Consider the following 21,497-nt stretch of genomic DNA (forward strand, 5'->3'; position numbering starts at 1 on the left):
GTTTGGGCGTCTAAGCGCCCAACACGCCCGAGAAACGTAATGCGTGAGTGCGTGAGTGCGTGAGTGCGTGAGTGCGTGAGTGCGTGAGTGCGTGAGTGCAGAAGTGCGTCGGTCCCGCGCCGGGACCAACGCACTCGCGCACTTCCGCACTCACGCACTTCGTCCGTCGCACTCGGCGCTCAGCACCGATCAGTACGGGCTCGCCTCGTAGTTGTCGATCTGCGCGCGCTGCAGCTTCCCGCTGTAGTCCAGGTAGCAGACCTTGGTCTCCGAATAGAACTCGTACACCTCCCAGCCGCCCTCGCGGTGGCCGTTGCCGGTCTGCTTCACCCCGCCGAAGGGGAGGTGCGCCTCGGCGCCGATGGTGGGCGCGTTGACGTAGGTGATCCCGTTCTCGAGCTCCTGGAAGGCGCGGAACGACAGGTTCACGTCGCGCGTGTACAGCGAGCTGCTGAGGCCGTACTTCACCTCGTTGTTGATGCGGAACGCCTCGTCGCCGTCCTTCACGCGGATCACCGACAGCACGGGGCCGAAGATCTCCTCCGTGGCCATCCGCGAGCCCGGCCTGATGCCGGTGAAAATGGTCGGCTGGAAGAAGAAGCCGTCGTCGAGCCCGTCGCCCTTCGCGCGCTCGCCCCCGAGGACCAGGGTGCCCTCCTGCCTGCCGATCTCCACGTACTGCTCGACCTTGGCCAGCGAGTCGGCGTTGATCAGCGGCCCCACGTCGACGCCGTCGTCGTTGCCGTAGCCCAGCTTGAGCGCCTTCGCGCGCTCGGTCAGCCGCTCCACGAAGCGGTCGTGGATGCCGTCCTGCAGGATCAGCCGGCTCGTCGCCGTGCAGCGCTGGCCGGTGGTGCCGAACGCGCCCCACAGCACGCCGTCGATCGCCAGGTCCAGGTCGGCGTCGTCCATCACGATCTGCGCGTTCTTGCCGCCCATCTCCAGCGACAGCCGCTTGTGCATCTCGCCGCACACCCGGCCGATGATCTTCCCCGTCTCCGTCGAGCCCGTGAAGGAGATGACGGGGATGTCGGGGTGCGAGACGATGTGCGCGCCCACCTCGTCGCCGAAGCCGTGGACCAGGTTCACCACGCCCTTGGGGATCCCTGCCTCTTCCAGGATCTCGACCAGGAGTTGCACGGTATGGGGGACGTCCTCGCCGGGCTTGATCACCACGGTGTTCCCGCAGACCAGCGCGGGGAACATCTTCCACGTGGGGATGGCCAGCGGGAAGTTGAACGGGGTGATCAGGCCGCAGACGCCGATCGGGCGGCGGTAGCTCATCGCCCACTTGTTGCGCAGCTCGCTGGGCACGGTGTGGCCGAAGAGCTGGCGGCCCATGGTGGCGGCGTAGTAGGCGGTGTCGATCCCCTCCTGCACGTCGCCCTTCGTCTCCGCCCACACCTTGCCCATCTCGCGTGTGGCGGCGCGGGCGACGTCGTCCTTGCGCTCCACCAGCAGGTCGCCCACGCGCTTGAGGATGCCGCCGCGCTCGGGCGCCGGGGTCAGCCGCCAGCCGTCGAACGCGGCCTTCGCGGCGGCGGCGGCGCGGTCCACGTCTTCCCTGCCGGAGCGCGGCCACATGCCGATCAGGTCGCTCTGGCGCGCGGGGTTGCGGTTCTCGAAGTACTGTCCGGTAGACGGCTCCACCCACTCGCCGCCGATGAAGTTCCTGAACGTCTCGGCCATCGCTCCGTGTCGCGTTTCGGGTTTGCAGGTCGGGTCGGGAAAGGCGGGAAATCTACAAGGGCGGGGAAGGGGGCGCGAGGCGGGGGGGAGTGCTGAGTGCTGAGTCCTGAGTCCTAAGTCCCAAGTCCTGAGTCCTGAGGGAACTGATGGAGATGACTTCAAATGCCGAGGGATCGAACGTCGGAGCGCGTGACCGGTACCGTGGAAGCCTGATCGGGCTGGCGGTGGGGGATGCGGTCGGGACCACGGTGGAGTTCCAGCCGCCGGGAACTTTCCGGCCCGTGGACGACATGGTCGGCGGCGGCCCGTTCGGGCTGCGTGCGGGCGAGTGGACGGATGACACGTCGATGGCGCTCTGCCTGGCGGAAAGCCTGGTGGAGCGCCGCGGCTTCGACCCGGTCGACCAGCTCGAGCGCTATGTCCGCTGGTACCGCGACGGGCACATGAGCAGCAACGGCGTGTGCTTCGACATCGGCATCACCGTGCGCGGCGCGCTGCACCGCTTTGCGGCCACGGGCGAGCCCTGGTGCGGCTCCACTGATCCGCAGACCGCCGGCAACGGCTCGCTGATGCGCCTGGCGCCGGTCCCGCTCTACTTCGCGGCCGACCCCGCCGCGGCGATCGAGCGTTCGGGCGACAGCTCGCGGACGACGCACGGCGCGCAGGCGGCGGTCGACGCCTGCCGCTACTTCGGCGCGCTGCTGGTGGGCGCCGTCTCGGGCGCGGCCAAGGACGAGCTGCTGGGGGAGATGTACGCGCCGGTGCCCGGGTACTGGGACGCGCACCCGCTCTGCGCGGAGATCGAGGAGGTGGCGCGCGGCTCCTTCCGCACGAAGTCGCCGCCGGAGATCGCCGGCACCGGCTACGTGGTGAAGTCGCTCGAGGCGGCGCTCTGGGCCTTTGCCACCACCGGCTCGTTCCGCGACGGCTGCCTGCAGGCCGTGAACTTGGGGAACGACGCCGACACCACCGCAGCCATCTACGGCCAGCTCGCCGGCGCCTTCTATGGCGTCGACGCGATCCCCGACCAGTGGCGCGTCCTCATCGCGCGGAGAGGGCTGATCGAGCGTCTCGCGGACGCCGTCTACGACCTCTCCCGCGGTGACGTGGTAGACATCAATCCATCCGCTGTAGATGGATGAGACGGGAAATGGCGAGTTGGAGTGGTTCATCTCCAAGTCGTTGACAGATCGTCGGCTACTGTGTGAGACTGGGTGATCTCCCACGCATCCGGAAACTCACCTGGAGGACCTGATGACCGCACGTCCCGCCGCCGGTCTGCTGCTGATCCCTTTCGCCGCCGTATGTCTCGTCGCGTCCGCGTGCTCGCGCGATGTGATCGGTTCGGGCGACGCGCTCACCTCGCCCGCCGGCCTCCGCGGCGACGTCTCGTCGGGGAGCACGGCCCCCACGGGCGGCACCACGTCCGGCGGCACCACCACGGGTGGGACGACCACCACGACCGAGGATTCCGTCATCAGTGGCTACGGCAGCCCCGCGACCGGCGGGATCGAGTACGAGACCTTCGAGTACGATCCAGCGACCGGCACCGAATACGTGGCCACCCCGGATACGCCGGCTTCCAGCAAGAGCCTGACGTCGACCGAGACTACGCCCTGACCGCGTCCCGCGTGATGCACGAAGCCCCCGCTCCGATCCCGGAGCGGGGGCTTCGTCGTGCGTACTCAGACCGAGTCCGGGTGAAGTCTTGGTGCGTCCGGCCCGAACCGCGTGCTGACGCGGCTATAGATCCTTCGGCCTGCAAGCTCTTGCGCAGACGCTGATTACAGTCTGGCCGGCCTCAGGATGACGTCAGCGCGGGATCGAGCTTGGTGCATCAACCAGATCCCGGGATTCCCGTATCAGCACTCAGCACTGTCCGTCACAGCCGCACGACGCCGAACGCCAGGATCAGCGCTACGACGCCGCCCAGCACGGCGCTCCAGAACGCCCACAGCTTGTAGAACGCCAGCTGCGGGTGCAGGCGCTTGTACAGCCAGGCCAGCGCCGCCCCGCAACCGAAGGTCCCCACCAGCCATCCCACCGCCACCGGCACCCACTGGGCGAACGCACTCGGCGCCGCCATCACCCTTCGCGCACCAGGTCGTAGCGCTCGATCTTCTTGTACAGGTTGGAGCGGGGCATGTCGAGCAGGCGCGCCGTCTCGCTCACGTTCCAGTCGTTCTCGCGCAGCTTCTGGATGATGAACGCGCGCTCGGCGGCCTCCTTGAACTCCGCGAAGGTCTGGCACCCCAGCAGGTCGCCCGACAGCCCGCCGCCCTTCATGTGCCCGCCCACCAGCAGCTCCACGTCGTCGGCCGTCACCTGTCCGGAGCCGGAGAGGATCAGCAGCCGCTCGATGGTGTTGCGCAGCTCGCGCACGTTGCCGGGCCAGTCCATGCGCTGCAGCCGCTGCACCGCCTCGTCGGTGAACGGCCGCGGCTTGAGCGCGCTCTCCCTGGCGATCGTCTGCACGAAGTGCTGGACGAGCATGGGGATGTCCTCGCGGCGCTCGCGCAGCGGCGGCACGTGCAGGGGGATCACGTTCAGGCGGTAGAACAGGTCCTCGCGGAACCGCCCGCCCTTGATCTCCTCCTCCAGGTCCTTGTTGGTCGCGGCGAGGACCCGCACGTCCACCTTGATCGGCTTGGCGCCGCCCACGCGGGTGATGATCCCCTCCTGCAGCGCGCGCAGCACCTTGGCCTGCGCGGCCAGGCTCATGTCGCCGATCTCGTCCAGGAAGAGGGTGCCGCCGTGCGCCAGCTCGAACTTCCCCGCGCGGTCGTCCACCGCGCCGGTGAACGAGCCCTTCATGTGCCCGAACAGCTCGCTCTCGATCAGCTCGCTGGGGATGGCCGCGCAGTTCACCTCCACGAACGGCCCCTCGGCGCGCGGGCTCAGGCGGTGGACGGCGCGCGCGACCAGCTCCTTCCCCGTGCCGTTCTCGCCGGTGACGAGGACGCGCGCGTCGGTGGGCGCCACCTTCTCCACGCGGTCCAGCACCTGCCGCAGCGCGAACGAGCGGCCCACGATCTGGTGGCGGCTCTCCACCTCGCCGCGGAGGCGGGCGTTCTCGGCCTGGAGCCCCTGCTGCGACAGCGCGTTGCGCAGCACGATCAGCAGGCGCTCGGTGTCGAGCGGCTTCTCGAGGAAGTCGAAGGCGCCGCGGCGGGTGGCCTCGACGGCGGTGAGGATGGTGCCGTGGCCGCTCATCATCACCACCACGGCGGCCGGGTCGACCTCGCGGAGCTTCGTGAGCGTCTCCAGCCCGTCCATCCGCGCCATCTTCACGTCGAGGAAGGTGACGTCGGGGCGGAGCTCCTTGTACAGGTCGATCGCCTCCGCGCCGCCTGCCGCGGCGCGGACCTCGTGATCTTCGTACTCGAAGAGCTGGGTGAGGATGTGGCGGATCCCCTGCTCGTCGTCGACTACCAGGATGCGGGCCATATTTACCGAAGTGCGGGAGTGCGGAAGTGCGAAAGTGCGAAAGTGCGATAGTCCTGAGTCCTAAGTCCTAAGTCCTGAGTGCCCAGTACCCAGTGCCCAGTGAACTGATGATGCAAACCCGTCTTTCACTTAGGACTTAGGACCCAGGACTCAGGACTTTCTTTTCATCTGGCCGGCGCCAGCACCAGCTCGCCGCCCTCGACGCGCGCGGAGGCCACGCCGGGCGGGAGGCGGAACGGGTACTCGTCGGTCCCCAGGCCGGGCTCGTCGGCGCGGCCCAGGCGCTTCAGCGCGTCGGGATACACGTCGCGCGGCACGGGGACCTTGGCGAACGAGACGTTGTCGATGCGCAGCGCCGCGCGGCCCGGCGCCAGCGTGCGGAGCTGGCCGCGCAGCCGCACGTCGGCCGTATCGGGAAGGAAGTCGCGCACGGCGCGCAGCTCGCGTGTGTCCGGCAGCCGGTCGGTGGGGAAGCGCCCCTTCAGCGTCAGCGTGTCGCCGGCGAACTGCACCGTGGGCGCGTCGAGCTGGTTGGCCAGCTGCTCGCGGAAGCGGTAGCGCAGGTAGCTGGTGAACTCCACGCTGCTCAGGTGCACCGTGTCGCCGCTCTCGCGCATGCGGGCGAGCTTGGCCTCGGCGGCCTCGGCGGCGGCGGGCGACACCTCCGTCATCTCCGCCTCCTCGCGGTGCCGCCACGGGCCGGGGATGCGGTCGCGGTACCTGTAGCCCACCACGAGGATGGCGATCAGGCCGATCAGCGCCAGCAGGTTGCGCATCGTGCGTCTTCGGTCTCGGTCAGACGGGATCCAGCGCCGCACCCGTCTCGTGCGGCCGAGAGCGAACTACCCCCGCGCGCCGGCCAATGTTTCGCGATTGTCCTCTGCGATGGACGCCAGCGCATCGGCCGCGGCGTCCACTTCGGCCTCCGTCGTCGCCCAGCCGGTGGAGAAACGCACGGCGCCCGCCTCCGCGCAGCCCAGCACGCGGTGCGCCTCGGGCGCGCAGTGCAGCCCCGCGCGCGTCATCACCCCGAAGTCGCGGTCGAGCCGGTAGGCGACGCGGTCCGCGGGGACGCCGCCCACTGTGACGAGCACGATCCCCACGCCGTCACGCGCCTCCGGGGAGAGAACTCGCACCCCCGGGATCTCCCCCAGCCGCGCGCGCAGCCGCAGCTTGAGCGCGGCTTCGCGCGCGTGGACCGCCTCCACCCCCTCGCGCGTCACCCACTCCACGCCCGCGAGCAGGCCCGCGATGCCGGGGCCGTTCAGCGTCCCCGCCTCCAGGCGGTCGGGCATGGCCTCGGGCATGGTGGCCGGCATCGAGTCGCCGCCGGTGCCGCCGGCCCACACGGGGTCGATCTCCACTCCCTCGCGCACCCACAGCCCGCCGGTGCCCTGCGGCCCCAGCAGCCCCTTGTGCCCGGTGAACGCGAGCAGGTCGATCCCCATCTGCACCACGTCGATGGGGAGATGCCCGGCGGTCTGCGCCGCGTCGACGAGCACCAGCGCGCCACGTTCGCGTGCGCGTCGGGCCATCTCCGCCACCGGGAGCGCGCTGCCGAGCACGTTGGACGCGTGCGGGATCGCCAGCAGCCGCGCGCCGTCGAGCGCATCGTCCAGCTCCGCGAAGTCGATCGACCCGTCCGCCTGACCGCCGATCACCCGCTCCTCCACCCCGCGCGCGGCGAGAAGGGCGACGGGGCGGCGGACGGCGTTGTGGTCGAACGCGGTGCGGACGACGCGGTCGCCGGGGCGCAGGAGGCCGTGCAGCGCCGCGTTCAGCGCGTAGGTGGCGTTGGGGAAGAAGGCGATGCGGCCCGGATCGCCCGTGGCGCCGAAGAGGCGCGCCAATGCGGCCCGGCAGCGGAAGGTGATGCGCCCCGCCTCGAGCGCGAGATGATGCCCGGCGCGTCCCGGCGTGGCGCCGACCTCGCGCAGGTAATGCGCGACGGCCTCCGTCACCGCGTCGGGGCGGAGGGCGGAGGTCGCCGCGTAGTCCAGGTAGATGCCGTCCATCGTCAAACGGCGCGGACGCGCTTCCGGAGCAGGTGCCCGGCGGCGCCGCCGGCGATTCCCCCGGCGACGCAGATGACCAGCGTCGCCAGCAGGAGCCGGACGACACTCGCGGGCCCGTATCCCTCCGCCGCCGCGGTTCCAGTCGCGACGAAGACGAACATCGACAGCAGCGTCGCCGCCACCGAGCCGCCAGCCGCAGCCGTGGTGGCGCGCGGGAAGGAAAGCCCGCCGCGCGTGCCCGCGTACGCCGCGGCGACGCAGATCGCCCCCCGTCCCAGGCCCAGGACGAGCGGCGTGGCGGGAGGGAGATGGAGCACCGCGAGCGCGACGAAGTCCAGCGTCAGCGTCGCGAGCAGGACGATGCGGAAGATGCGGCCGGGGGTCATCGGGAATGCAGGAGATGGCGGGGAGGTCGCCGCATGGTCCAGGTAGTTGCCGTCCATCGCCGTTACGCCCGGCGCGACTGGAGGGCGAGCGCCAGGATCGCCCCCGCCGCGCTCGCCGCGGCCGGTACGGCGAGGCGGGTGATGAAGGGTCCGGCGCCCACGAACCCGGGATCGAGGCGGACGCCGGAGAAGAGGATCACCGCGTCCGAGATGGCGAGCGAGAAGAACGCGGCGAACAGCGCGAGGATGGGAAGGATTCCCGCGTCCGCGACGCGTTCCGCGGAGCTGTACGCGCCGATCGCGGACACCGCCGCGCGCGCCATCAGCGCGCTCGGCGAGCGGTCGGGGTGCTCGTGGACCACGACAGCCGCCACCGAATCGATCGCGGCGAGGGAGACGAGCAGGGCGAAGAAGAAGAAGGCGCGTATCCGGAGCATCGTCCGCTCACGCGTTCGCGTCGGACGGCGCCAGGTCCAGCGCCACGTAGCGGAACCCGGCGCGCTTCACCGCCGCGGCGATCGTGGCGCCATCAGAGCCGAGCATCCGCTCCCATTCGGCCTCAGGGACGCGCACGGCGGCGATCTCGCGCTCGTGGCCTTCGATCTCCACCTGCGCGCCGTAGAGGCCGGCGTCCGCCAATGCCGCCTCCGCCGCGGCGATGCGCGCGTCGCCGCTCACGCCGCGCCTCCGAGCTGCACCAGCTGCGATGCGGCCAGCCCCTCGTTCAGCGCCCCGCGGCGGTAGCCCTGGAGATCGACGAGCACGCGCGCGAACCCGGCCTCGCGCACGGTGGCGTGGATGGCGGCGCGGTGGCCGGCGACGCGCGCGATCTCCGCGGGATGCACCTCCAGCCGCGCGACGGCGCCGTGATGGCGGACGCGGAAGTCGCGGAAGCCGAGCGCCCGCAACGCCAGCTCCGCGCGCTCCACCTGCCGCAGCCGCTCCGGCGTCACCGCGATCCCGTACGGGAGACGGGACGCGAGGCAGGGCCCGGCGGGCTGGTCCCAGGTGGGGAGCCCCAGCTCGCGCGACCACGCGCGGATCTCCGCCTTGGTCAGCCCCGCCTCCAGCAGCGGCGAGCGGACCGCGTTCTCCGCGGCCGCGACGGCGCCGGGGCGGTGGTCGCCCAGGTCGTCGGCGTTGCTGCCGTCGAGGACCGTCCGTAACCCGCGCTCCGCGGCGACGGCGGCAAGGCGCGACCACAGCTCGCTCTTGCAGAAGTAGCAGCGGTTGTCTGGGTTGGCGGCGTAGCGCGGGTCGTCCATCTCCCGCGTCTCCACCTCCAGCCAGGGAATGCCGAACACGGCCGCCACGTCGCGCGCCGTGTCCTCCATCCAGCTGGCCACGGAGTCGCTCTTCCCCGTTACCGCCAGCACGTTCGCGGCGCCGAGCACGTCCACGGCGATCTTCGCCAGGAAGACGGAATCGACGCCGCCGCTGTATCCCACCACCACCGAGCCGCACTCGCGCAGGATGCCGCGCAGCCGCTCGCGCTTCGCCTCGGGAACCATCGCACCTCGTTGATCGCGTTGACGGCCGACAAGATGCCGCCCGCTTCCGTACCCCGCCAGCCGCGTGCCGGTCGCGAGCCAGGCAGGACCGGAACGAAAAGACGGGCCGCCTCGCCCACGGCGGGAGAGGCGGCCCGATCGATCAGCGTCTACACGTGCTCAGGGCGAGAGGCAGTCGTCCCGGTAGCACGAGAAGAAGCAGGTGTTCGGGCACGTGGCTGCGTCGGTCGGGGGATTGCAGCAGGTCGAGTACGCGGTGAGGCAGGCGCAGGTCGCTCCGCAGTACGTCGGCCCGATGCAGATGGGGATCGACGGCCCCGTCGCCCCGCAGCCGCAGAGGGTCGGCCCGACGAGCTGACTGTCGCCGCCGCCTTCGGGCGAGGTGCCCGGGTCGTTGATCAGCGGGCCGCCGTTGGGCATCAGCCCGTGCACCGTTCCGAACGGCGCCGTTCGCGGCGAAACCGCGAACGATTCGACCTCCAGCTTCTCGACGTCCAGTCGCAGCTTGCGCACGGGTGCCTCCTGTTGAGGAAGGGTGATGCCGGCGAAGGGGCGATCCGTGGTGGGCGGACGGAGGGCGCGGCTCCCCGGGAACGCTCGATCGTGCCCCCGGCGGACACCACGCACCCACGGACCCCTACGCGACCGGCCTCGCGGAGTTTCGCCTGCCGGTCAGGGGGGATGAGGGTGTCTGGCGGACGACTTGCGTTCCTCCCGCCCCAGGCGCCGCAGCGCCCGCGGCGCGTGATAGCATGGCACTCAACGACGGCGGACGGGTCTGACGGATGACGAGGCGGGGGAAGGAGATCGCGGTCGCGGCGGTGCTGATCGTGGCCGCAGCGGCGGGGCTGGCGTGGTACCTGGGGCCGACGGGGCCCGAGGTGGCCGAGATCGTGGCCGAGGGAAGCGAGAAGCCACTGCGCGACCCCATGCGGCCGGCGCGCGGCGCGCCGCGCGTGCTCGTGTTCGCGCTGGACGGCGTCGGCGCGGACGAGCTGGAGGCGGTGATCCGCGGCGGCCGCGCGCGCAACATCGCCCACCTCGTCGGCAAGCCGAGACGCGGGCAGCCGGGCGTCTACCGCCACGCGTACGCCGCGCCGGGCGTGCTCAGCATCCTCCCGTCGACCACCTACGCCGCGTGGACCTCGCTCTTCACGGGCCAGCCGGCGGGCGTCACGGGCGTGCCCGGCAACGAGTGGTTCGCGCGCGAAGAGGACCGCTTCTACGCGCCCGCGCCTGTGAGCGTCACCGAGCACACCGACGCGCTCAAGGTCTACAGCGACCAGCTGATGGGCCCCGTGACGCACGCGCCCACCGTCTACGAGCGGGCGAACGTGCGCGCCTACGTCTCGCTGGCGGCGCTGCAGCGCGGCGCGGACCTCGTCACCGTCCCGGATCCCAAGGCTTTCGGCCCGCTCGTCTCCGCCTTCGCGAAGGGGGTGGGCGACGGCGACGTGAAGCGCGACCTGTATGCCGAGCTGGACGAGGGCGCGGCGGGGAGCCTGCTGGAGACGATCAGGCAGCGCGGCGTGGCGGACCTGCAGGTGGTCTACTTTCCCGGCGTGGACCTGTGGACGCACGTGGCGCCCGACCCCATCCGCGACGAGCGCGCGTACGTGGAGACGGTGGTGGACCGCGTCGTGGGCCAGGTGCTGGGCGCCTACCGGCGCCGGCACGCGCTGAAGGACACGTACGTGCTGTTCGTCGCCGACCACGGCCACACGCCGGTGCTGAGCGACGACGCGCACGCACTGGGCGCCGACGGCCTGGACGAGCCGCCCGAGGTGCTGCGCCGGGCCGGCTTCCGCGTGCGCCCCTTCAAGCTCGACGTGGCGGATGACGAGCGCGACTACCAGGCCGTGGTCGCCTACCAGGGCGCCATGGCGTACGTGTACCTGGCCGACCGCTCCGTCTGCGCCGCGCCCGGCACGCGCTGCGACTGGCGGCGCCCGCCGCGCCTGGCCGAGGACGTGCTGCCGGCCGTCCGCGCGTTCGACGCGGCGAACCGCACCGGCGCGGGCGTGCCGCAGCTACGCGGCACGCTGGACCTGATCTTCGCGCGGCCGCCGGGGCGGGACGCCGCGCCGTTCCAGGTGTGGGACGGCGAGCGGCTGGTGCCCATCGGGCAGTATCTCGCGGCGCACCCGCGGCCCGACCTGCTCGACCTGGAGCGGCGGATGGCGGCGCTGGCGACGGGCCCGTACGGCAGCCACGCCGGCGACGTGCTGCTGCTGGCGAAGAGCGGCAGCGGGATTCCCGTCGGCGAGCGCTACTATTTCTCTGGCGTGTATCACTCCTGGCACGGCAGCCCAACCGACCAGGACAGCCGCATCCCCCTCGTCGTCGCGCAGCCCGGCGGCGACGGGCGGCAGCTCCGCGCGCTGGTCACCCGCGCGGTCGGCGAGCACCCGGGCCAACTCGACGTCTCCCGCCTCATCCTCGCGCTGCTCCGCCGCGGATGAGTGCTGAGTGCTGAGTACGGCGACGACCGTCCTCAGTACGTCGCCCGGTAGAGGGCGAGGGCGGCTAGGTGCTGGCGCTCCTTCTCGGCGCGGACGGCGGCGGTGTGCTCGGGGACGGCGTCGGCGTCGATCCAGTCGGCCAGCGGGTCGAGCGCCCAGTCGAGCAGCGAAGCGCGCGCGTAGATCGGCAGGCGTGAGCGCAAGCCCGCATCCGTCGCGACGTCGGGCGGGAGCGTGGAGATGTCGAGCGGCGCCAGGTCGCGCGTCGTGGGGCCGAGCAGCATCGCCCAGTCGATGGCCGGGTCGCCGACGGTGAGGCCGTCCCAGTCCAGCACCCACCATCTCCCGTCTCCATCCAGCAGCAGGTTTTCGAGCCACAGGTCGGCGTGGATCGGACTCGTGCCGGGCTCGGCGAAGGCGGGATGCGCGTGCACCTCGACCTCCAGCGCATCCGCCTGGCCGCGGATATATGCGAGCGTGCCGGGTGAGACGAAGCCGGGGCGATGCGCGGAGACGAACGCCAGGTCTTCGCGGAAGCGACCCGCGTACGTCTCAAGGAAGGTGTCCCGGCACGGCCTCGGCGCCTCGTCCGATGCGATGTGCGCGGCGAGCTCGCCATCTCCATGCAGCCGTTCGATGACCGGCGCGACGGCCGCCAGCAGTTCTGGCGATCGAACCTCCGGCACCGCGCCGTCGACGTGGCGAAACAGCGGCCCCTCGAGCCCGAGATCGGGGAGCGCGATCCAGTCCACCATCTCCGGCGCGTGATAGCGCGCTGTCAGCAACTCGTGCACGCCGCGCCAGCGCTGGAGCCCGGGGAGCGTCTCCGCCGCGTCGGAGAGCTTCAGGTGGTAGCGCCTGCGTCCGTCGGTGACGTGGTAGGAGCGGTTCACGAACCCGCCCCAGTTCAGCACGTACGTCACCCGCAGCCGATCCGCATCCAGCCCCAGCGCATCTGCGCGCGCCGCGATCCCCCGTGCGATGCGATCTTCCAGCATCGTATCTTCCATCTCTCTCCTACGGTTCGAGCAAGCCCGATCTCAATATCCACGCATCAGGCAAGCTCTTGCTCGTACCTCACCCAGAGATTCCCCGGGAGCCGCCCGACGTCGATGCGGGCGCGGGTTTCGGGGCAGCGGCTCCGCTCGGAATGACAGAGTTTTCGAGTGCGTGGGTGAGTGATGGTCTCCGCCCGGATCATCACTCAGGACTTGGGACTCAGGACTCAGGACTTCTCACCCCGCACTCAGCACTCAGAGCACTCCTTCCGCCGCGCCCCCTCGCCGCGTAGCTTGACGCCCCGCCGAGTCCAGCCCACCCGCGCGGAGGAGCCCGTGAGCCCGCAGTTCTCCAACCTCACCGTCGTCGACCACCCGCTGATCCAGCACAAGCTGTCGTTCCTGCGGGACAAGGAGACGTCGAAGAAGAAGTTCAAGGAGCTGGTGGACGAGATCGCCATGCTGATGGCGTACGAGGTCACCAAGGACCTGCCGCTGGCCGAGGTGGAGGTGGAGACGCCGCTGGAGCGCATGACCGCGCGCCAGGTGGCGGGGAAGAAGCTCACCGTGGTGCCCATCCTCCGCGCCGGGCTGGGGATGGTGGATGGCGTGGTGCGGCTGATGCCGGGCGTGCGCGTGGGGCACATCGGCCTGTACCGCGACCACGACACGCTGCAGCCGGTGGACTACTACTTCAAGATCCCCGCGGAGGCCGAGGCGCGCGACTTCCTGGTCCTCGACCCGATGCTGGCCACGGGCGGCTCGGCGTCGGCCGCGGTGTCGTCGCTCAAGCGGCAGGGCGCCAAGCGCGTGCGCATGCTGTGCATGGTGGCCGCGCCCGAGGGCGTGCAGCGCATGCTCGACGACCACCCCGACGTGCACGTGTACGCCGCCGCGCTCGACCGCGAGCTGAACGACCACGGCTACATCCTCCCCGGCCTGGGCGACGCGGGCGACCGGCTGTTCGGGACGAAGTAGCCGCCCGTTCCCGGCGGCAGCGAAAGGGAGCATTCGCCAGGCGGGTGCTCCCTCTTCGCGTCCTGCACAATCGTGAGAGAAGGGTCGAGGACGGTGGTCGCGGCTCTGCCCGCCGCCAGATGAGGTGAACGGAGCGGCGGGCGTTTCGCGCCGCAACGACGGTGTGCGAAAAATTTCGCATCCCCGATCAAACCTTCTGGGGAGATCCTGTGTCAAAGGGGCGTTCGAGCGGTAATCGCGGTCCCCCGCACCCGTATCCCACCAATGACGCAGCCCCTCTCCGCCCGCCGCATCGCGTGGGCATTCGCGCTCTCTCCGGCCCTCGTGGCCGCGCCGCTCTCCGCCCAGGTGGCCATGGTCACCCCCCAGCAGCCGTCGCAGCGCTCTGCGCACGCCCACGCCGCGCCGACCGTCCGCGCCGTCGCGCGCACCGCGGCCGTGAAGGTCGACGGCGTGCTGGACGAGGAGGTATGGGCCACCGCCCCGGCGGCCACCGACTTCCGCCAGCAGCGCCCCAGCGAGGGGCAGCCGTCGGCGGAGAAGACCGAGGTGCGCTTCGCCTACGACGACGACGCGCTGTACATCGGCGCGCGGATGCACGACTCGCTGGGCGCCGCCGGCGTGCGCACCACCCTCACCCGGCGCGACCAGGAGGGCGGCGGTGACTGGCTGGAGATCAACTTCGACACGTACCACGACCACTCCGGCGTCACCATCTTCCAGCTCAACCCCAGCGGCGTGAAGTGGGACGCCGGCCAGGCTTCGCCGAACGCCGACATCGGCTGGGACCCCATCTGGGAGGGGGCCACGAAGATCGACTCGGCCGGGTGGACCGCCGAGTTCCGCATCCCCTGGTCGCAGCTCAAGTTCAACCGCGACTCGCTGCAGACCTGGGGGATGCAGATCAAGCGCTACGTGGAGCGGCGCAACGAGCTGAGCCTGTGGTCGTTCGTGGGGCAGAACGAGAACGGCGGCCCCTCGCGCTACGGGCACCTCGAGGACCTACGCATCCGCCGCCGCGGGGGCGGCTGGGAGATCATGCCTTACACGGTGGCGCGGGCCTCGTACGTTCGCCCGACCCAGCCGGGAAGCCCGTTCCAGGACCGCAGCGCCTACGACGTCCGCGCCGGCGCCGACATCAAGGCGCGGCTGGGCTCCAACCTCACCCTGTCGGCCACCATCAACCCCGACTTCGGCCAGGTGGAGCTCGACCCGGCGGTGGTGAACCTGTCCGCGTTCGAGACCTCCTTCTCCGAGAAGCGCCCCTTCTTCGTGGAGGGGAGCGGCCTGCTCGGGTTCGGCTCGTTCAGCTGCTTCACCTGCAGCAACGTCAGCAGCCTCTCGCTCTTCTACTCGCGCCGCATCGGCCGTGCGCCGCAGGGGCAGCTGCCGATGGCCACGCGCTACGTCGACCGTCCGCAGAACAGCGACATCCTGGGCGCGGCCAAGCTCACCGGCCGCTTCCGCGGGGGACTGGAGATCGGCGCGCTCGAGGCGGTGACCGGCGCCGGCCGCGCGCGCCTGGTGGACGCCGAGGGCGAGCACCTGGAGCGCGAGGTGGAGCCGCTGACCAACTACTTCGTGGGCCGCGTGCGGCAGACGCTGAACGGCGGCAACCTGAGCTTCGGCGCCATCGCCACCTCGGTGGCCCGCAGCTTCGGCTACGACTCGCTGCGCTACCAGCTCCCGTCGCACGCCGAGGCGCTGGGGGTGGACTGGAACGCCTACTTCCGCAGCCGCACCTACCGCCTGCAGGGGAGCTTCGCGCTCAGCAACGTCGCGGGTGACTCGCTGGCCATTCTCCGCCTGCAGCGCTCGTCCGCGCGCTACTTCCAGCGGCCGGACCGCGACCAGGGATCGAACGGCCTCTTCTCCAACGCCTACGACCCGTCGGCCACCGACCTGCGCGGCTTCGGCGGATACCTCCGCGCGGCGAAGGAGGCGGGGACGATCCGCTGGGAGACGCAGGTGAACCTGCGCAGCCCCGGCTTCGAGGTGAACGACCTGGCCTTCCTCACCCGGGCCGACTACATCTGGGCGCTCGCGAACCTGAACGGCTACTGGACGAAGCCGAACCGGGTGTTCCGCGAGCTGTGGGTGACGGCGGGCGCGCAGCGTCAGCAGACCTTCGGCGGCGACGTGAACGACGCGCAGGTGCACCTGTCGGGCTCGATGCAGCTGCCGAACTACTGGGGGATGGGCTTCTACGCGCAGTACCGCCCCGAGGTGTACGACGAGCGGCTGACGCGCGGCGGGGCCACCGTCCGCCGGGCGGACCAGCGCTTCTTCGACTGGAACATCGGCACGGATTCGCGGAAGCGCACCGTGTTCGGCTTCGACGTGTGGCGCGGCACCCGCGGCGACGGGGGCGACGACGTGGGCGGCAGCTTCAGCGTGCGGTACCGCCCGCGCAGCAACATCCAGTTCTCCGTCGCGCCCGCCTGGTCGCGCACCGAGGTGGCGGCGCAGTACGTCACCGCCTTCACGGACCCGTCGGCCACGGCGTTCTACGGGCGGCGCGCGGTGTTCGCCGGGCTCAGCCAGCAGACGTTCTCGATGGACACGCGGCTGAACGTGACCTTCACCCCCACGCTGTCGCTGGAGATGTTCGCGCAGCCGTTCGTGAGCTCGGGCGAGTACCACGACTTCAAGGAGTTCACCGCGCCGCGCGGGCTCGACAAGACGCCGTTCGGCAGCCGCATCAGCGCGATCCAGAACTCGGCCGGGCACGACAGCGTGTACGTGCTCGACGCCGACGGCGACCCGTCGACCGACGCGTTCACCTTCGGCAACCCCGACTTCAACTTCCGCTCGCTGCGCGGCAGCGCGGTGCTGCGGTGGGAGTACCGCCCGGGCTCGACGCTGTTCTTCGTCTGGCAGCAGCAGCGCAGCGCCAGCGAGGGCTTCGGCGACTTCGCCCTGCGCCGCGACGCGGGCGCCATCTTCCGCGAGCACCCCGACAACGTGTTCGTGATCAAGGCCAGCTACTACATCGGGCGGTAGAAGCGCAGCCGATGTAGAAACGACGAGCCCCGCGGATCGCTGTGGATCCGCGGGGCTCGAACTTGGGGTGCTACCAGACGCGAGCGTGCCCTCAGGCCTTCCGAGACGCGTCGGCGTTGCCGTGCTCGCGGTGCCACCGGCGCGACTTGGCGCGCGTGGACATCACCTTCAGCGTGACGGCGGGGATCCCGATTGCCATCGAGAGCCAGATCAGCGCGTCGTTCGAGCTGGCCGAGCCGGCGAAGTACACGCCGAAGCAGATCAGGCACCCGACGATTCCGATGATGTCGGCGGGATTCGTACCCAACGGATCGTCATCCATGAACCCCTTCATGGCCCCACTCCCTTCACCTCGAGGATGAACCACACCAGCAGCAGCACTCCGATCACATTTCCGAACACGCCCAAGACTAACAGCTTGCTCCGCGGATTTCCAGTTTTTCGCCACTGGTCCTGGTGAATGGTGAGCACCAGCAGAAAGACGATCAGCGCGACCACGAGGAAGCCCGCGTCGTGGAGCAGCTTCTGGTCGACGGACGCGACGAAGCTGCGGCAGGCGGCGGTGGCGCAGCCGATCGACTCCGCCTTCTTCGAGACCAGCTCGGAGATGAAGATGAGCCCCGACGAGATCCCCGCGATCGACAGGTCCACGCCCAGGAAGAAGTCCTCGCGCTCCCACGCGGTGGAGCGGATCAGCTTGCGCGAGATGGCGCCGAGGAGGATGAGCAGGAACGGAATCCCCACGGCGATGAAGTAGCGGTTCGCGAACATCGGTCACCGGCGCCCGGAGAAGCGAACGGAGTAATCAAGGGAGCGGGGATGATAATCCGTACAAAACGAGTCGTCAAGCATCTTCTCTCTCGACGCGAATGATCTTGCCGGATGCGCTCCTCGGCGCGTCGGGTTGAACCGCCGCCCGCCCGCTGCTAGCTTCCCGCGAACGGCGAAACGCGACGTGCGAGACCGGAGCGCGCGGCCCCGAAATCTCCTGCCGATCAGGGGATCGACAGCCCGCTCTCAGCACTCGGCACTTCCGTCCCTCGCCTCCACGCCCGCCCGCATCCCGATCGCATGTACCGCCGCCCCGACTTCTCGCATCCACGGTTCCAGAACGCGCCCGACGCCCGGTGGGAGGCCGCGCCGGCCGACGGCGTGCTTCCCGAGGGCTTCTTCTCCACCACCAACCTGCCGACCTACGTGCGCATCGGCGGCGAGTGGAAGCTGCCGCGCGACCCGCGCATGGACTCGGCCCTGGTGCTGGACCCGGACGGCGTTCCCCGCGTGCTCGAGGGCCGCTACGTCGGCCGCGGGCAGCGGGTGGCGATGGGGTTCGCGGAAGACGGTTCGGAGGGGATCTTTGTCCACGCCAGCGGGCTGATGGGCGACCCCGACCAGGGACCCGAGGGCGAGTTCAAGTTCATGTCCTCGGAGGTCAGCCGCGAGAAGCCGACCGACTATCCCGAGATGGCGCGCATCCTGGTGGACGAGAAGGAGCGCGGCGGCCACTTCATCTGGGTCGTCGGCCCCGCCGTCCTCCACTCGCGCGGGCGCGACACGCTGGCCTGGTTCGTCCGCAACGGCTACGTGGGCGTGCTCTTCGGCGGCAACGCGGTCGCGGTGCACGACATCGAGGCGGCCACGATGGGGACCACGCTGGGGATGAACAACCGCGGCGTCCCCGTCGAGGGGGGCCACGCCTTCCACATGCGGGCCATCAACCGCGTGCGCCTGGCGGGGTCGATCCGCGCCGCGGTGGAGCAGGGGATCATCGAGACCGGGGTGATGCACGCGGCTGTCACCAGCGGCGTTCCCTTCGTGCTCACCGGCTCCATCCGCGACGACGGGCCGCTCCCCGACACCATCACCGACGTGGTGGCGGGGCAGGAGGCGATGAAGGAGCACACCCGGCGCGCCACGGGGGTGATCATGATCGCCACTGCGCTGCACTCCATCGCCACCGGCAACATGCTCCCCTCGTACGTGTACCGCGAGGAGACGGGCGAGGTGCGGCCGCTTCCCACCATCTGCGTGGACTCGTCGGAGTTCGTCGTCTCCAAGCTCAAGGACCGCGGCACGCACCAGGCGTTCGGCGTGATCACCAACGCGCAGGACTTCCTGCACGTGCTGCGGCACTACGTGGAGATCGAGGCCGCCAGCCGCCAGCCCGCCGCCGCCGTCGGCTGATCGGGCGTCCGGGGGACCGGGAGATCGCGGTCCCCCCCGCTTGCCCTCGCGCCCGTTCGGCCAGAAATTCCGGGGAGACGTTCCTCCTGCTCTCCGCCGTATGCGTCCCTTCCGCCCCACGCGGCTGATCCCGCTCGCGCTCGCGCTGACCGCGCTCCCCGCCGCACTGCCGGCGCAGGAGATGGGGATGCTGGACCTCAAGGTGACCGATCCGGAGGGCGCGCCGATCGCCGGCGCCGCGGCCAGGATCGACGGAGTGCGGCGCGGCGTGACCGCGGCGGACGGGCGGGTGCGCGTGCGGGGGATCGCGCCCGGGTGGCACGCGCTGAAGGTGACGCGCCTCGGCCGCCGTCCGGTCGCCGTGGGGATGCTGGTGCCCCCGGGCGGCGTGGCGGAGCTGGAGGTGGGGCTGCAGGCGGAGGCTATCGCCCTCCCCGGCGTCTCGGCCACCGTGCTGCGCGCCAAGGGAATCCTGGTCCGCGAGCCGCAGCACGGGCAGATCCAGCCGGCGGGCGGCCGCCGCTTCGGCGTCGATGAGATCCGCCGCAGCGGCGCGGCCACGCTCAGCGGCGTGCTGCAGCGCGCGCCCGAGGTGGAGCTGGTGCGCGGCCCGCACGGCGCGGTGCTGCGCTTCAAGCGCGCGCTGGCGGCGCTCCCGCCCGAGCCGCCGGGCGGGGGACTGACGCCGCCCGACTGCGCGCCCGCGTACTACGTGGACGGCGTCCGCTTCCCCTCGCTGGAGTCGCCGGACGTGTTCCCGCTCTCCGAGGTCGAGGAGGTCGTCCTCTTCCCCGGCAACGTGCCCGCCGCGTACGGCGGCGTGCGCGCATCGTGCGGGGTGGTGGTGATCCGCACCCGCGGCGGCCCCGAGCCCGGCGCCAAGCCCCGCACCCTCCGCGGCCCCGCCCGCGGCGACAAGTCCCGCCCGCGCCCGCTGACGCCCAAGGCGGCGCGCACGCTGGGCAAGCAGCCCGTTCCCAAGCGCCACCCGTGATGCACGCGCGCTTCCTCCCGCTCCGCAGCCTCCTGTGCGCCGCCGCCCTCGCCGCGGCGCTGCTGCTGGGCGCGCGCCCGGCGGCGGCGCAGACGCGCGGCACGGTGGAGCTGATCGTGACCGATGCGGAAACGGGCGCGCCGCTCTCCGGCGCGCGCGTGCGCGTGGACGGCGAGGTGCGCGGGACGAGCGACGCCGCCGGCCGCGTGCTGCTGGAGGAGCTCGACGCGGGGTCGCACCTGCTGACGGTGGAGATGATCGGCCGGCGTGCGCTGCAGCCGCAGGTGGAGCTGGCCCCCGGCCAGGTGCTGGAGCTGGAGGTGATGCTGGACTCCGATGCCATCCCCATGCCGGCCATCACCGCGCGCGCCGAGCCGGTGGCCGACGGCGGGAGCGCGGTGGCGCAGGCGCTGTCGCGGCGGCGCGGCTCGGGGATCTTCATCGGCCGCGAGCAGATCCGCCGCTCACGCGCGTCGCGCATCTCCGACCTGCTGGGGAAGGTGCCCGGCGTGCGCGTCGTCTACGGCTCCAGCGGCGCGGTGGCCAGCTTTCCCGGCGGCGCGCCGGCCGCCGCGCTGGGTGGCGCCGGCCACCGCTGCGTGGCCCAGGTCTACCTCGACGGGGTGCTGATGCGCACGCCCGCCGTCGACATCGTGGCCGTGCAGGAGCTCGAGTCGGTGGAGGTGTACCTCCGCGTGATCCCCGCCGAGTACGGCGGCGGCAACTCGGGGTGCGGGGTGATCGTCCTCCGCACGCGCACGCAGTGACGTCTCCCGTTTTCCTTCGACGCTGAGCGCTCCGCCCGGATGCTTCCGCCCGTTCCCAACGCTCGGGACATGCAGAACCCCCACCTCGGCGCCGCGCTGGCCGCGGTGGCGGAGCGCTTTCCCGCCGAGCGCCTGGCCCAGGTGTGGATCTTCCCGCCGCGCCGCATCGCCGCGCGCGAGAGCGGCCTGGCCGTGCTCGTGGTCACCGCCGGCGAGGAGGGCGACGGGCGGAGGACCATCTGGACGCTGCGCTACGAGGCCGAGGCGGGGAAGGGTGGAAAGACCACGCGCACCGACGCGCTGGAGGAGCAGGGGACCGTCCCCCCCGACCGCGTGGACCGCATCGTCGAGGGCGTGGTGCGGCGGCTGGACGGCGTGGGCGACCCGCCCGACGTGCGCGAGCTGGAGGGCGACGCGGACGCGTGGCGCGCACTGCTGGAGGAGCTCGGCGCGCCGCCGCCGGTTGACGTCCCCAATCAATAATCATTATTGTTTGAGATGATCCAGGTCGCCCGAGGAGATTCGATGTCCGCGCACGCCGCCCCGGCCAGCTCGCCCTTCCTGCCGCTCTTCCGCCGCTACCTGCGCCAGCAGGGGCTGCCGGTCACGCCGCAGCGCGAGGTGGTGGCGGACGTGGTGTTCAGCTCGCAGGAGCACCTGTCGGTGGAGGAGATCGAGGCGCGGCTCAAGGAGCGCGGCGAGCGCATCGGCAAGGCCACCATCTACCGCACCATGGAAATCCTGGTGCGGAGCGGGCTGGTGGAAGACCACGACTTCGGCGACGGCTTCAAGCGTTACGAGCACCTCTTCGGCCACCAGCCGGTGCACGAGCACCTGGTGTGCACCAGCTGCCGCGCCGTGGTGGAGTTCGAGCGTCCCGAGATCGCGCGCATCCAGGACGAGGTGGCGGCGCAGCACGGCTTCATCCCCACCCGCCACCGGCTGGAGATCTACGGCCTGTGCGCCGACTGCCAGCGCAGGGGCGTCACCATCAAGTACGAGGGCCTGGCCTGCCCCGCGCTCGACGTGGCCTGATCGGCTCTCCGGCGGGCCGGGTGACAGG

At 71.2% G+C, this 21,497-nt stretch carries 23 protein-coding genes; 10 read left to right on the plus strand and 13 right to left on the minus strand.

The window, feature by feature from the left end; genetic code table 11:
* Window positions 1-189: 189 nt before the first annotated feature.
* The gene (locus VF092_07030) at window positions 190-1,689 is read right to left on the minus strand and encodes an aldehyde dehydrogenase family protein (protein HEX6747036.1); all 1,500 of its coding nucleotides are present in this window, start codon (window positions 1,687-1,689) and stop codon (window positions 190-192) included.
* A gap of 146 nt (window positions 1,690-1,835) precedes the next feature.
* Between VF092_07030 and VF092_07035 the strand changes: the two genes are divergently transcribed.
* Together VF092_07035 and VF092_07040 are read left to right on the plus strand one after the other, a co-directional pair.
* Window positions 1,836-2,831, plus strand: a complete 996-nt coding sequence (locus tag VF092_07035) for an ADP-ribosylglycohydrolase family protein (GenBank protein ID HEX6747037.1) — start codon at window positions 1,836-1,838, stop codon at window positions 2,829-2,831.
* 112 nt (window positions 2,832-2,943) lie between these two features.
* Window positions 2,944-3,309 carry a hypothetical protein gene (locus tag VF092_07040; GenBank protein ID HEX6747038.1) on the plus strand — a complete coding sequence of 122 codons (366 nt, stop codon included), beginning with the start codon at window positions 2,944-2,946 and terminating at the stop codon, window positions 3,307-3,309.
* Window positions 3,310-3,571: 262 nt separating this feature from the next.
* On the opposite strand, the gene VF092_07045 is transcribed toward VF092_07040, so the two are convergent.
* From VF092_07045 to VF092_07085, 9 genes are all read right to left on the minus strand, one after another.
* A complete protein-coding gene (locus VF092_07045; protein ID HEX6747039.1) occupies window positions 3,572-3,775 on the minus strand; it encodes a hypothetical protein in 204 nt (67 codons plus the stop codon).
* The gene (locus VF092_07050) at window positions 3,775-5,136 is read right to left on the minus strand and encodes a sigma-54 dependent transcriptional regulator (protein HEX6747040.1); all 1,362 of its coding nucleotides are present in this window, start codon (window positions 5,134-5,136) and stop codon (window positions 3,775-3,777) included. The genes VF092_07045 and VF092_07050 overlap by 1 nt, the downstream gene beginning before the upstream one ends.
* Before the next feature lie 164 nt (window positions 5,137-5,300).
* Window positions 5,301-5,912 carry a hypothetical protein gene (locus VF092_07055; protein HEX6747041.1) on the minus strand — a complete coding sequence of 204 codons (612 nt, stop codon included), beginning with the start codon at window positions 5,910-5,912 and terminating at the stop codon, window positions 5,301-5,303.
* A 66-nt stretch (window positions 5,913-5,978) separates the two neighbouring features.
* Window positions 5,979-7,151 carry an aminotransferase class V-fold PLP-dependent enzyme gene (locus VF092_07060; protein ID HEX6747042.1) on the minus strand — a complete coding sequence of 391 codons (1,173 nt, stop codon included), beginning with the start codon at window positions 7,149-7,151 and terminating at the stop codon, window positions 5,979-5,981.
* 2 nt (window positions 7,152-7,153) lie between these two features.
* Window positions 7,154-7,537, minus strand: a complete 384-nt coding sequence (locus VF092_07065; GenBank protein HEX6747043.1) for a hypothetical protein — start codon at window positions 7,535-7,537, stop codon at window positions 7,154-7,156.
* Window positions 7,538-7,599: 62 nt separating this feature from the next.
* A complete protein-coding gene (locus VF092_07070) occupies window positions 7,600-7,974 on the minus strand; it encodes a hypothetical protein (GenBank protein ID HEX6747044.1) in 375 nt (124 codons plus the stop codon).
* A 7-nt stretch (window positions 7,975-7,981) separates the two neighbouring features.
* Entirely contained in the window at window positions 7,982-8,215 is a 234-nt protein-coding gene (locus tag VF092_07075) for a hypothetical protein (protein HEX6747045.1), read from the minus strand.
* Window positions 8,212-9,048: an ATP-dependent sacrificial sulfur transferase LarE gene (larE, locus tag VF092_07080; GenBank protein ID HEX6747046.1), complete on the minus strand. Its 837-nt coding sequence runs from the start codon at window positions 9,046-9,048 to the stop codon at window positions 8,212-8,214. The genes VF092_07075 and larE overlap by 4 nt, the downstream gene beginning before the upstream one ends.
* Before the next feature lie 159 nt (window positions 9,049-9,207).
* Window positions 9,208-9,561 (minus strand): hypothetical protein, encoded by a 354-nt coding sequence (locus tag VF092_07085; protein ID HEX6747047.1) that lies wholly within the window; start codon window positions 9,559-9,561, stop codon window positions 9,208-9,210.
* A 272-nt stretch (window positions 9,562-9,833) separates the two neighbouring features.
* Here VF092_07085 and VF092_07090 point away from each other — a divergent pair, with 272 nt between their 5' ends.
* Window positions 9,834-11,510 carry an alkaline phosphatase family protein gene (locus VF092_07090; protein HEX6747048.1) on the plus strand — a complete coding sequence of 559 codons (1,677 nt, stop codon included), beginning with the start codon at window positions 9,834-9,836 and terminating at the stop codon, window positions 11,508-11,510.
* A gap of 32 nt (window positions 11,511-11,542) precedes the next feature.
* Here the strand turns inward: VF092_07090 and VF092_07095 are convergent, their stop codons facing one another.
* Window positions 11,543-12,520, minus strand: a complete 978-nt coding sequence (locus tag VF092_07095) for an aminoglycoside phosphotransferase family protein (GenBank protein HEX6747049.1) — start codon at window positions 12,518-12,520, stop codon at window positions 11,543-11,545.
* Window positions 12,521-12,844: 324 nt separating this feature from the next.
* On the opposite strand from VF092_07095, the gene upp reads away from it, so the two are divergent.
* Together upp and VF092_07105 are read left to right on the plus strand one after the other, a co-directional pair.
* A complete protein-coding gene (gene upp / locus VF092_07100; GenBank protein ID HEX6747050.1) occupies window positions 12,845-13,486 on the plus strand; it encodes a uracil phosphoribosyltransferase in 642 nt (213 codons plus the stop codon).
* Between the two features lie 264 nt (window positions 13,487-13,750).
* On the plus strand, window positions 13,751-16,489 hold the full coding sequence (locus tag VF092_07105; GenBank protein HEX6747051.1) for a DUF5916 domain-containing protein: 2,739 nt from the start codon (window positions 13,751-13,753) through the stop codon (window positions 16,487-16,489).
* 91 nt (window positions 16,490-16,580) lie between these two features.
* On the opposite strand, the gene VF092_07110 is transcribed toward VF092_07105, so the two are convergent.
* Both VF092_07110 and VF092_07115 read right to left on the minus strand, forming a co-directional pair.
* A complete protein-coding gene (locus VF092_07110) occupies window positions 16,581-16,823 on the minus strand; it encodes a hypothetical protein (GenBank protein ID HEX6747052.1) in 243 nt (80 codons plus the stop codon).
* The gene (locus VF092_07115) at window positions 16,820-17,260 is read right to left on the minus strand and encodes a hypothetical protein (GenBank protein ID HEX6747053.1); all 441 of its coding nucleotides are present in this window, start codon (window positions 17,258-17,260) and stop codon (window positions 16,820-16,822) included. The genes VF092_07110 and VF092_07115 overlap by 4 nt, the downstream gene beginning before the upstream one ends.
* 300 nt (window positions 17,261-17,560) lie before the next feature.
* Between VF092_07115 and VF092_07120 the strand changes: the two genes are divergently transcribed.
* From VF092_07120 to VF092_07140, 5 genes are all read left to right on the plus strand, one after another.
* The gene (locus VF092_07120) at window positions 17,561-18,673 is read left to right on the plus strand and encodes a hypothetical protein (protein HEX6747054.1); all 1,113 of its coding nucleotides are present in this window, start codon (window positions 17,561-17,563) and stop codon (window positions 18,671-18,673) included.
* Between the two features lie 100 nt (window positions 18,674-18,773).
* Window positions 18,774-19,667: a carboxypeptidase-like regulatory domain-containing protein gene (locus VF092_07125; GenBank protein ID HEX6747055.1), complete on the plus strand. Its 894-nt coding sequence runs from the start codon at window positions 18,774-18,776 to the stop codon at window positions 19,665-19,667.
* Entirely contained in the window at window positions 19,667-20,434 is a 768-nt protein-coding gene (locus VF092_07130; protein ID HEX6747056.1) for a carboxypeptidase regulatory-like domain-containing protein, read from the plus strand. The genes VF092_07125 and VF092_07130 overlap by 1 nt, the downstream gene beginning before the upstream one ends.
* Before the next feature lie 69 nt (window positions 20,435-20,503).
* Complete coding sequence (locus VF092_07135; protein ID HEX6747057.1) at window positions 20,504-20,917, plus strand: hypothetical protein; 414 nt, start codon at window positions 20,504-20,506, stop codon at window positions 20,915-20,917.
* 42 nt (window positions 20,918-20,959) lie between these two features.
* Entirely contained in the window at window positions 20,960-21,469 is a 510-nt protein-coding gene (locus tag VF092_07140) for a Fur family transcriptional regulator (GenBank protein ID HEX6747058.1), read from the plus strand.
* The last annotated feature ends 28 nt before the right edge of the window (window positions 21,470-21,497 follow it).

The sequence above is a fragment of the Longimicrobium sp. genome (genome assembly GCA_036377595.1).
Lineage (GTDB): Bacteria > Gemmatimonadota > Gemmatimonadetes > Longimicrobiales > Longimicrobiaceae > Longimicrobium.

What these genes read in the sequence shown, in the direction of transcription:
- VF092_07090 (HEX6747048.1), top strand. Translation starts at nt 9,834, where the DNA reads ATGACGAGGCGGGGGAAGGAGATCGCGGTCGCGGCGGTGCTGATCGTG.
- VF092_07040 (HEX6747038.1), top strand. Translation starts at nt 2,944, where the DNA reads ATGACCGCACGTCCCGCCGCCGGTCTGCTGCTGATCCCTTTCGCCGCC.
- VF092_07095 (HEX6747049.1), bottom strand. Translation starts at nt 12,520, where the DNA reads ATGGAAGATACGATGCTGGAAGATCGCATCGCACGGGGGATCGCGGCG.
- VF092_07110 (HEX6747052.1), bottom strand. Translation starts at nt 16,823, where the DNA reads ATGAAGGGGTTCATGGATGACGATCCGTTGGGTACGAATCCCGCCGAC.
- VF092_07030 (HEX6747036.1), bottom strand. Translation starts at nt 1,689, where the DNA reads ATGGCCGAGACGTTCAGGAACTTCATCGGCGGCGAGTGGGTGGAGCCG.
- VF092_07140 (HEX6747058.1), top strand. Translation starts at nt 20,960, where the DNA reads ATGTCCGCGCACGCCGCCCCGGCCAGCTCGCCCTTCCTGCCGCTCTTC.
- VF092_07055 (HEX6747041.1), bottom strand. Translation starts at nt 5,912, where the DNA reads ATGCGCAACCTGCTGGCGCTGATCGGCCTGATCGCCATCCTCGTGGTG.
- larE (HEX6747046.1), bottom strand. Translation starts at nt 9,048, where the DNA reads ATGGTTCCCGAGGCGAAGCGCGAGCGGCTGCGCGGCATCCTGCGCGAG.
- VF092_07065 (HEX6747043.1), bottom strand. Translation starts at nt 7,537, where the DNA reads ATGACCCCCGGCCGCATCTTCCGCATCGTCCTGCTCGCGACGCTGACG.
- VF092_07120 (HEX6747054.1), top strand. Translation starts at nt 17,561, where the DNA reads ATGTACCGCCGCCCCGACTTCTCGCATCCACGGTTCCAGAACGCGCCC.
- VF092_07105 (HEX6747051.1), top strand. Translation starts at nt 13,751, where the DNA reads ATGACGCAGCCCCTCTCCGCCCGCCGCATCGCGTGGGCATTCGCGCTC.
- VF092_07130 (HEX6747056.1), top strand. Translation starts at nt 19,667, where the DNA reads ATGCACGCGCGCTTCCTCCCGCTCCGCAGCCTCCTGTGCGCCGCCGCC.
- VF092_07050 (HEX6747040.1), bottom strand. Translation starts at nt 5,136, where the DNA reads ATGGCCCGCATCCTGGTAGTCGACGACGAGCAGGGGATCCGCCACATC.
- VF092_07115 (HEX6747053.1), bottom strand. Translation starts at nt 17,260, where the DNA reads ATGTTCGCGAACCGCTACTTCATCGCCGTGGGGATTCCGTTCCTGCTC.
- VF092_07035 (HEX6747037.1), top strand. Translation starts at nt 1,836, where the DNA reads ATGGAGATGACTTCAAATGCCGAGGGATCGAACGTCGGAGCGCGTGAC.
- VF092_07125 (HEX6747055.1), top strand. Translation starts at nt 18,774, where the DNA reads ATGCGTCCCTTCCGCCCCACGCGGCTGATCCCGCTCGCGCTCGCGCTG.
- VF092_07045 (HEX6747039.1), bottom strand. Translation starts at nt 3,775, where the DNA reads ATGGCGGCGCCGAGTGCGTTCGCCCAGTGGGTGCCGGTGGCGGTGGGA.
- VF092_07060 (HEX6747042.1), bottom strand. Translation starts at nt 7,151, where the DNA reads ATGGACGGCATCTACCTGGACTACGCGGCGACCTCCGCCCTCCGCCCC.
- VF092_07070 (HEX6747044.1), bottom strand. Translation starts at nt 7,974, where the DNA reads ATGCTCCGGATACGCGCCTTCTTCTTCTTCGCCCTGCTCGTCTCCCTC.
- VF092_07135 (HEX6747057.1), top strand. Translation starts at nt 20,504, where the DNA reads ATGCAGAACCCCCACCTCGGCGCCGCGCTGGCCGCGGTGGCGGAGCGC.